This window comes from Micromonospora sp. ATLC20 (assembly GCF_057196585.1).
In genome coordinates, this window is sequence record NZ_JBXUOV010000211.1 from 1 (window position 1) to 9146 (window position 9146).

The 9146-nt window shown below is 71.9% G+C and carries 6 protein-coding genes, 2 pseudogenes and 1 riboswitch; of the genes and pseudogenes, 3 read left to right on the top strand and 5 right to left on the bottom strand.

Annotated elements, in window-relative coordinates:
• Window positions 1-103 precede the first annotated feature (103 nt).
• Window positions 104-1036 carry an ABC transporter substrate-binding protein gene (locus AC2CHG_RS27540; RefSeq protein ID WP_262016156.1) on the bottom strand — a complete coding sequence of 311 codons (933 nt, stop codon included), beginning with the start codon at window positions 1034-1036 and terminating at the stop codon, window positions 104-106.
• 107 nt (window positions 1037-1143) lie between these two features.
• A riboswitch (cobalamin riboswitch) is annotated at window positions 1144-1237 on the bottom strand.
• 120 nt (window positions 1238-1357) lie between these two features.
• Window positions 1358-2677 (bottom strand): annotated as a pseudogene (locus tag AC2CHG_RS27545) (M14 family metallopeptidase); the annotation flags it as partial.
• Between the two features lie 205 nt (window positions 2678-2882).
• On the opposite strand from AC2CHG_RS27545, the gene AC2CHG_RS27550 reads away from it, so the two are divergent.
• On the top strand, window positions 2883-4223 hold the full coding sequence (locus AC2CHG_RS27550; RefSeq protein WP_355511311.1) for a C39 family peptidase: 1341 nt from the start codon (window positions 2883-2885) through the stop codon (window positions 4221-4223).
• A gap of 92 nt (window positions 4224-4315) precedes the next feature.
• Here the strand turns inward: AC2CHG_RS27550 and AC2CHG_RS27555 are convergent, their stop codons facing one another.
• Genes AC2CHG_RS27555 through mqnE form a run of 3 tightly spaced genes read right to left on the bottom strand, consistent with a single transcriptional unit; the run spans window position 4316 to window position 6232 of the window.
• Window positions 4316-4600: a DUF4229 domain-containing protein gene (locus tag AC2CHG_RS27555; protein ID WP_355511313.1), complete on the bottom strand. Its 285-nt coding sequence runs from the start codon at window positions 4598-4600 to the stop codon at window positions 4316-4318.
• Window positions 4601-4626: 26 nt separating this feature from the next.
• Window positions 4627-5055, bottom strand: coding sequence for a hypothetical protein (locus AC2CHG_RS27560; RefSeq protein WP_194802064.1), 429 nt, complete (start codon window positions 5053-5055; stop codon window positions 4627-4629).
• Between the two features lie 7 nt (window positions 5056-5062).
• Window positions 5063-6232, bottom strand: coding sequence for an aminofutalosine synthase MqnE (mqnE, locus tag AC2CHG_RS27565; protein WP_018787841.1), 1170 nt, complete (start codon window positions 6230-6232; stop codon window positions 5063-5065).
• A 222-nt stretch (window positions 6233-6454) separates the two neighbouring features.
• Between mqnE and AC2CHG_RS27570 the strand changes: the two genes are divergently transcribed.
• Both AC2CHG_RS27570 and AC2CHG_RS27575 read left to right on the top strand, forming a co-directional pair.
• A complete protein-coding gene (locus AC2CHG_RS27570; protein WP_484525897.1) occupies window positions 6455-8089 on the top strand; it encodes a C40 family peptidase in 1635 nt (544 codons plus the stop codon).
• 109 nt (window positions 8090-8198) lie between these two features.
• Window positions 8199-9146, top strand: a pseudogene (locus AC2CHG_RS27575) (hypothetical protein); the annotation flags it as partial.

Here is a 9146-nt window from a genome sequence, read left to right on the forward strand (position 1 = left end):
GCCCCGGGCCGCCCGGGGCGGGACAGCGGCCGGATGCCCGGCCGGGACGCCCGAGGCGTCCCGGCCGGGTTCGGGGCGGAGTCCGCCTGTCGTAGGGCCACGGTCAGGCCGGGACCTTGGCGGTGGCGTCGACGATCACCTTGAGCAGGTCGACCACGCGCGGGCCCCAGCGGGAGGCGATGTCGTCGTCCAGCTCCACGATCTGGTTGTTCTTCACGGCGGTGATGCCGGACCAGCCGCTGCGCGCCTTCACCGTGTCGGCGTTCTGCTTGCAGCACTTGGTGTCGGAGAGGAAGACGAAGTCGGGGTTCGCCTTGACGATGACCTCCTGGGAGAGCTGCGGGTAGCCGCCGTTCTTCCCGTCGGCGTCGGACGCGTCGGCGATGTTCTCCAGGCCGGCGAGCGCGTAGATGGTGCCGATGAAGGTCTTGCTGGTCGCGCTGTACAGCTCCGGGCCCAGCTCGTGGAAGTAGGTCGGCTTCTCCGTACGCTTCGGCAGGTCCTTGGTCAGCGCGGTGATGTCGTCCTTCATCTTCTGCACCACGGCGTCCGCCTCGGACCGGTGGCCGGTGAGCGTGCCCAGGTCGGTGAGCTGCCGGTACGTGTCGTCGAGCGTGGCCGCGGCGGGGATCTGGAGGACCGGGATCTTCAGCGCGACGAGCTGGTCGGCGATCTTGTTGAGGTTGTCCGAGATCACCACGAGGTCGGGGTTGCGGGAGGCGACCGCCTCGGCGTTCGGCTGGTAGCCGGACAGGTCGGTGCGGGGCGCCTCGGCCGGGTAGTTCGACTGGTCGTCGACGGCGGTGACCTGCTTGCCGGCGCCGATGGCGAAGAGCATCTCGGTGGAGGTCGGCGAGAGCGAGACGATCTTCTCGGGTCGCTTCTCCAGCGTCAGCTTGCCGACGGTGGCCGGGAACGCGCCGCCGGAGCCGCCGGCGGCGGGGGTGTCGGTCGAGGTCTTCTCGGCGCAGCCGCCGAGGAGCAGCACGCCGGCCGCGAGCGCGGTGGCGAAGAGCCGGGGGGTACGTCTGGACATGGGGCCTCCTGTCGGTCGAGGAGTGTGGTGCTTCGCCGACAGGTGGAAAGGCCCGCCCGCGAGGCGCCCTTCCTCGAGAGCGCGTGTCGCGACCGGGCCGCAGGCGACCTGGCTCGTCCCACGTCCGTCGGCGCCGGCGGAAGGCCGGCGCCGCGCGTACGGGGCATCACAGTTGCGGGACAGCGCCGGTTTCGCACCGGCTTCGCTGTGGCACGGTCGGTGCCACGGTAGCGCACGACCAGCGGAGATCGTCCGGACGGTGGGGGTGGGTGGGAACCCCGGCGGGGGTGGAACCGGGGTTCCCACCCGGTGGTGAGGTCAGCAGTACTGGCTCTGCTTGCCGATCGCCCGGTACGGGCAGTCGGCGTACTCGGACAGGATCAGCACGGCCTCCCGGTTGCGTGAGGTCTGCGCCGGGATCACCTCGTCCGGCGGGTAGAAGCCGCCGCCGGAGGCCGAGCCGGGGTACATCTCGAAGGTGTACGCCCAGATCTTGTGGGCGCCCCACATCCAGTCGATGCTGGTGCCGTCGGCGATGTAGAGGTCGCTCGACTGTTCCGGGGTGTAGTTGTTCGTCGCCGCCATCTGCCGTCCGATGGTGGCGAAGGTGTTGTACTGGTCGGTGTTCATCCCGGTGGCGGTGTTGTTGTACGTGTATCCGTACGGCCAGAGCACCAGCTGCGAGTAGGTGTGGAAGTCGATGTTCGCCTTGATCTGCTGCACCCCGCCGACGACCCGGCTGTTGACGAAGTTGCGCAGCGCCGCGGTCTCCGGTGCGGAGAAGGCGGACGGGCCCCGGTAGGTGTCCGACGACTTGGTGCCGGACGAGCCGCCGCAGCAGCCCCACTGGTAGCCCCAGTTGCGGTTCAGGTCGGTGCCGACGGCGGTGGAGCCGCTGTTGGGCTGCCGGTTCTTGCGCCAGGAGCGGTACGAGCCGGTGGCGATGTCGTACTCGCTGCCGTCCGGGTTGACGGTGGGGACGATCCAGATCTCCCGGGAGTTGACGATGTTTGTGATCCGGGAGTCGCTGCCGTAGTTGTCGGTGAAGAGGTTGAGCAGGTAGATCGCCATCTCGACGGTCAGGTGCTCACGGGCGTGCTGCTGGGCGTTGAACAGGATCTCCGGCTCGGCCTCGTCGGTGGCGACGTTGTCGGAGATCTTCACCGCCATCAGGTCCCGGCCCTGGTACGACGTGCCGATGCTCAGCTTGCGGGCGATGGTCGGGTGGTCGGCGACCACCTTGTTCACCACCGCTGTCAGCTCGGCGTAGTCGTGGTAGTTCGAGTCGGCGGGCGGGAACGCGTTGGCGGTCATGCCCCCGTCGGCGTGGTCGTGCTCCGGCACGGCGTCCTTCTCGAGCCGGAATCCGAGCCGGGTGATCGCGTTGGCCTCGGCCTTGGTCGCCGTGACGTGCAGCACGCCGTGCTCGGAGTAGTCGATCGCGGCACCGGTGGAGGCGACCGCGGTGCGGTCGGCCGCCGTACGCGGCCCGAGGACCCGGTAGGCGACTGTGGTCGGCTCGCCGGAGCCTTCCGGTGCGGGTCGGGCGACGGCGGGGGCTGCGGCCGCGGCGACGATGGTGAGGCCGACGGCGGCGGCGAGCGCCAGCCGGCGGCGGAGCGGAGAGGCGCGGAAGGCCATGGACAACCTCCTGGGGGTACGGGAGATCCCGTTGTCCGCACACTCCACCAGGAGACACATGGTCATATCAATATCTGTCTTTGCCTTGGGTCATCCCGACCTGATCGTCACTTCGGCAATGATTTTCTATGCCTGAACATCTGGCGAAACTTCCCGCCAAGCGCGACAGTGAACGGCAACGACGCCGTCTCCCTGTGGAGCTGCCATGTTCGGACGACCCATGCGCGCGGCCGCCCTCGCCGGCCTCACCGCGCTCACCCTCCTCGGCACCAGCGCACCGGTCCAGGCACAAGCGCCGCGACCGGGCGTCACGCACGACGAACAGATCACCTTCCAGGAGTTCTCCCGCTTCCCCGACTGGCGTACCGGCACCCACCAGGGCACCCGCGCCGTACCGGGGCGCCACCCGGCGCTGACCATCGACCGGCCGGCGGGCACCACCGAGTTCACCGACGAGCACACCGGCACGACCCGCACCTGGGAGTACGCCACCTGGACCTCGCCGGAGCGGCGGATCGGCTTCGACGCCACCGAGATGGTCGCGTCGTGGAACGCCGCCACCCCGGCCGGCACCTGGATCCAGGTCGAGCTGCACGGCACGTACAACACCGGGGCGCAGACCCCCTGGTACGTCATGGGCCGCTGGGCCTCCGGCGACCAGGACATCAAACGCTCCACGCTGGACGGCCAGGGCGACCCGTGGTCGAGCATCTGGACCGACACGTTCTCGGTCGACGACGCCGACGCCGGGGTGCTGCTGCGCTCGTACCAGTTGCGGCTGACCCTCTACCGCGCGCCCGGCCAGGCCGCCGCGCCGCAGGTCCGGATGCTCGGCGCGATGGCGTCGAACGTGCCCGACCGGTTCACCGTCACGCCGAGCCGGGGCGGTATCGCCTGGGGCACCGAACTGGCCGTGCCGCGCTACTCGCAGAACATCCACATCGGCGAGTACCCCGAGTACGACGGCGGCGGTGAGGCGTGGTGCTCACCCACCTCGACGGAGATGGTGGTCGAGTACTGGGGACGCAAGCCCTCGGCCGAGGACACCTCCTGGGTCGACCCCTCCTACCCCGACCCGACTGTCGACCACGCCGCCCGGATGACCTACGACTACGAATACGAGGGCGCCGGCAACTGGCCGTTCAACACCGCGTACGCGGCGAGCTTCCCCGGCCTGGAGGCGCGGGTCACCCGGCTGCACTCGCTGGACGAGGCGGAACGGTTCATCAAGGCGGGCATCCCGGTGGTGACCTCGCAGTCGTTCCTCGCCAGCGAGCTGGACGGCGCCAACTACGGCACCTCCGGGCACCTGTTCGTGATCGTCGGCTTCACCGCCGAGGGTGACGTGATCGTCAACGACCCGGCGTCCTCGTCGAACGACGCGGTTCGCAACGTCTACAAGCGGGAGCAGTTCGAGCAGATCTGGCTGCGCACCAAGCGCTACCGGGCCAACGGCACGGTGGCCTCCGGCTCCGGCGGCATCGCGTACCTGATCAAGCCGGCCGAGCGGCCGTGGCCGGTCGTCCCGGGCTCGACCAACTGGTGAACGGCCCGGCCGCGCCGGTGAACGGTTCGGCCGGCCGGTGAACGACGAGGGGCCCGGTGCCGTGTCCGGCGCCGGGCCCCTCGTTCGTCCGCTCAGCCGTCGCGGCGCTCGGCGTCCGGCTCGGTGCCCGGCTCGTCGTCACCGGCGAGCGCCGAGCGCAGCCGGTCCTTCTCCGCGCGACGCCGCTCCGACGCCTCCGCCATCTCGCCGGCCATCTCGTCCCGCCAGTTGCGCAGCAGGAAGAACGACAGCGCGGCGGAGGAGATCAGCGCCACCATCAGCCGCAGGAACATGTTCATCTCGACGAACCAGAGGGCTGCCAGCACGGCGACGAACAGCCCGACCCGGCCCAGCGTGTACTTGACCGCCGCGCTCATTCCCGCATTCCCACTCTCTCCGTGCCTCAGCCCGTACGCCGGGCCAGCCAGTGCACGCCATGAAACCAGATGACGGCGTAGACCACGGTGAACACCGCCGCGGCCAACGCGCCGGTGAACAGCGCGGGCAGCCCGGAGGCCAGGCCCGCGGCCAGCAGACCGGCGACGATGCCGAGCCCGAGACCGGCCAGCGCGGCCACCACCCGGGCGGCGCCGAACTCCCAGGCCCGGAACTCGTCCCAGAACAACCAGAGCGGCAGGATCACCGCGAGCCAGCCGTTCGTACCCCCGAAGCCGCTGTCGCCGACGGTGGCGAACGCCCACTCGAAGACCAGCAGCGCCAGCACCCCGATGACCAGGCCGGCCAGGCTCACCCCGAGCAGGTCACCGAGGGTGAGGATGCGGCCCTCGGCGTCGCGCCGGGGGAAGCCGCGCTGCTGTTCCTCGTCGCTCATCGCCAGGTCAGGCCCAGACCTGCTGCGGCTCGGACCGGCGCTCCGCCAGCGACGGCGGCCCGTCGTACTCGCGGACGATCTCGTAGCGGGTGTTCCGCTCGACCGGACGGAAGCCGGCGTCCCAGATCATGTGCAGCAGGTCGTCGCGGTGCATGGTGTTCGGCGTGCCGTACGAGTCGGCGTCGTGCGTGATCTTGTATTCCACGACCGAGCCGTCCAGGTCGTCGACACCGAAGTTCAGCGAGAGCTGCGCGACCGACAGCCCGTGCATGACCCAGAAGCACTTCACGTGCGGCACGTTGTCGAACAGCAGCCGGGAGACCGCGAACGTCTTGAGCGACTCGGCCGGCGAGGCCATCGTGGTCCGGGCCTGGATCCGGTTACGGATCTTGCCGTCCGCCGAGTCGACGAAGTCGTGCTGGTAGCGCAGCGGGATGAAGACCTGGAAACCGCCGGTCTCGTCCTGCAGCTCACGCAGCCGCAGCACGTGGTCGACCCGGTGCCGGGGCTCCTCGATGTGGCCGTAGAGCATCGTCGACGGCGTCTTCATGCCCTTCGAGTGGGCCAGCCGGTGGATGCGCGACCAGTCCTCCCAGTGGCAGTTGTGGTCGACGATGTGCTGCCGGACCTCCCAGTCGAAGATCTCCGCGCCGCCGCCGGTGAGCGACTCCAGGCCGGCGTCCATCAGCTCGTCGAGGATCGCGTCGGCGGTGAGCCCGCTGATCTTCTCGAACCACTGCACCTCGGTCGCGGTGAACGCCTTGAGGTTGACGTTCGGCAGCGCGGCCTTCAGCTCGCGCAGCACCTTCGGGTAGTAGCGCCAGGGCAGCGTCGGGTGCAGGCCGTTGACGATGTGCAGCTCGGTGAGCTGCTCGTCCTCCATCTCCTTGGCCTTGCGGACCGCCTCGTCGATGCGCATCGTGTAGGCGTCCTTCTCGCCCGGCTTGCGCTGGAACGAGCAGTACGCGCACGACGCGGAGCAGACGTTCGTCAGGTTCAGGTGCCGGTTGACGTTGAACATCACCCGGTCGCCGTTGAGCTCGGTACGCCTGTGGTGGGCCAGCCGGCCCAGCCAGGTCAGGTCGTCGCTGGCGTAGAGGGCGATGCCGTCCTCGCGGGTCAGCCGCTCCCCCGCGTACACCTTCGCCTCGAGTTCGCGCTTGAGTCCGGCGTCCATCCGAAAGCCACGTCCTTCCACCTGGGTTCCCGATCGAGCGTACGTCGCGGGTCCGACCGGCCGCCGACCTGGGCGTGCCGGTTCACCCGCCGTCACGCTCCGCACATCGACATCGTCGCAACCGTGAGGTAAGACAGGGTGGGGCGGAACACACACCAGGGCCGTCCTGTCCCGACACGCCCCAACCACGCGTGACGGACCCCAGACCGGACGGGGAGCGGTATGGCTCACAGCACCAAGGCCCGACGGCGACGAGGACGGCAGCCGGTGATCTCACCGATCCTGCGACCGGCGCTCTGGTCCGCCCTCCTGGGGGCGGTAGCGGCCGCGGCGCTCGCCACACCCGCCTGGGCCGACCCGCTGCCCGACGTCGTGCCCGACACCGGTTCCCGGCCCCAGGTCACCGGCCCGCTGCAACTGCCCGGCTCCTCCGGCACCCTCCGCGGCGTACCCGGCACCGTTCCCGGCGTGCCGGGTACCGTTCCGGGCCTGCCCGGCACCGTCCCGGGTCTGCCCGGCCTCACCACCCCCGGTGGCACTGCGGGCCTGCCGGGCACCACCGGCGTCACCAACCCGGCCGACGGCCCGCTGATCGCGCAGATCAACCAGCTCGACGCCCGGGTGACCCAGCTCGGCGAGGCGCTGCTCGGGATCAAGACCGAGCGGGACGCCGCGCAGACCGAGCTGACCCAGTCCGCCGCCCTGCTCAAGGAGGCGCAGGACGCGCTCCGCCGCGCCCAGGACAACGCCAAGAGCGCCGCCGCCGACGCCGTGAAGGCCGACGCGGCTCTGCCGCCCGGCGAGTTCGGCGCCAGCCTGCGCGACTTCGCCAACCTCCAGCGCATCACCCGCGGCGACAAGGCCGAGGGCGCCACCACGTCGGTGACCGGCGAACTCCTGCGCGCCACAAGCGCCGAGGAGGCCGCCCGGAAGGCACACGAGTCGGCCCAGCGCCGGGCCGGTGAGAAGGCCGCCGAGTTCACCCGCGCCGAGACCGACCTGCGCAAGCAGGAGACCGCGCTCGTCGCGCTGCGCAAGGAGAACGCGGCCAAGCTGCTGGAGATCGAGCGCCTGGCGGACGCCGCCGAGCAGCGGCTCGGCACCTCGTACGTCGACCAGAGCATCGACGGCCTGGTGGCGGACCCGAAGGCGCTCGCCGCCGTGCGGTACGCCCTCGCCCAGCTCGGTGACCCCTACCTGTGGGCGGCCGAGGGCCCGGACCGGTTCGACTGCTCCGGCCTGATGCTCGCCTCCTATCAGGCGGCCGGCTACCGGGGCCTGCCCCGCGTCGCGAAGGACCAGTACTTCGCGACCCGGTCCCGCACCGTCTCGCCGACCGCCCTGCTCCCCGGTGACCTGCTGTTCTTCGCCTCGGGCAGCAGCTGGACCAGCGTCCACCACGTCGCCATGTACATCGGCAACGGCAAGATGGTGGAGGCGCCGCGGACCGGCGACGTCGTCAAGATCTCGGTGGTCCGCTGGTCCCGGCTCTACGCCGCGACCCGGGTGATCGGAGCGGTCCCCGCCCCGGCCACGCCCGCCCCGCCGCCCACGGTGCCGGCCACGCCGAAGCCGTCGACGTCGCCGAAGCCGTCGGCCACCCCGAAGCCGTCGACCACGCCCAAGCCGACGCCGACCACGCCGAAGCCCACCACGCCGACGCCGAAGCCGACGACGTCCAGCCCGGCGCCCAGCTCGCCGCCGCCCAGCCAGACCGCGGAGCCCGAGCCGGAGCCGAGCCAGAGCGCGAGCGCCGAGCCGGACACCAGCAGCGCCGCGCCGAGCAGCAGCAGCGTCGCCCCGTCGAGCAGCACGTCCGGCAGCGGCTCCGCCAGCCCGAGCAGCAGCGCCGACTGACCCAACCGCCACTCCGGCTGTGCTCCCGGGCCGGAATGTGGCACGGTGAGATCCAGGCACTTCCGGTCGGCGCCACGGCCGGAGGCGAGCGTGGGTGCGGAGGGGCGAGATGGGCGAGCAGGACGTTCCGGCGGAGAAGGTCCACCCGGGACCGACGCCCGGCCCCGCCGACCCGGCCGGCGACGACAACGGTTCGGCCTCACCCGGGCCGGTAGCCGTCGCGCGGGCGCGGGTGTCGGTCGCCGGTTCGGCCGTGCCGCCGCCCGCCGGTGACGAGCAGCCACTTCCGCAGGCCGGCCCGACGACGTACCGGGCGGGCACCCCGGCGGAGACCCCACCACCGCTGGACCGGCGTCTGCCCGGGGCCACCGTGCCGCCGTCCAGTTGGTCCGCCTTCGCGGTGGCCGAACGCCAGGCGACGTCCCAGCCCGCAGCCGGCACGGCACCCACGCCCGCCGCCGCGGAGGCCGACGGCGACGCCTCCCCGGGTACGCCCGGCAGTGCTCCGGCCGCCATCCCGGCACCCCGCGTCTCCGGTTCCGCACGCGTGCCCGCGCCGGCCGCCGCAACCGCGGACGCGGCAGCACCTGCCGACGCCGTACCGGAGCGCGACACCGCACCGGCCGTGCAGGCGGACGGGACCGACGACTCCCCGTCCCCGACAGCCGGTTCGGTCGACTCTCCGCCGAGCGCGGCACCGGCCTCCGCCGTCGACCGCCCGGCCCCGCTCACCGGCGCGTCCACGGCCGCCGAGCAGGCCGGATCCGCGCCCGCCCGGGCCAGCGCGTCGGTGCCCGGCCTGAGCCGCGTCTCGGCCGAGGAGGTCGCCGCCTCCGTGGTGGCCGCGCCGCCCGCCGCCGCCACCGTCTACCGGGCCGGGCCGGTGAACCCGGAACCGCCGGAGCCGGTCCAGCCGCCGGAGCCCGCGCAACCCCCGGCGCCGAACGGACCGGAACCCGAGCCGGCGCCGACCCCGGTTCCGGGTCCGACGCCGCCGTCACCGGCGCCGCCGGTACCCGAGCCGGAGCCGCCGCTGCGGCCCACGCCGCCCCTGCCC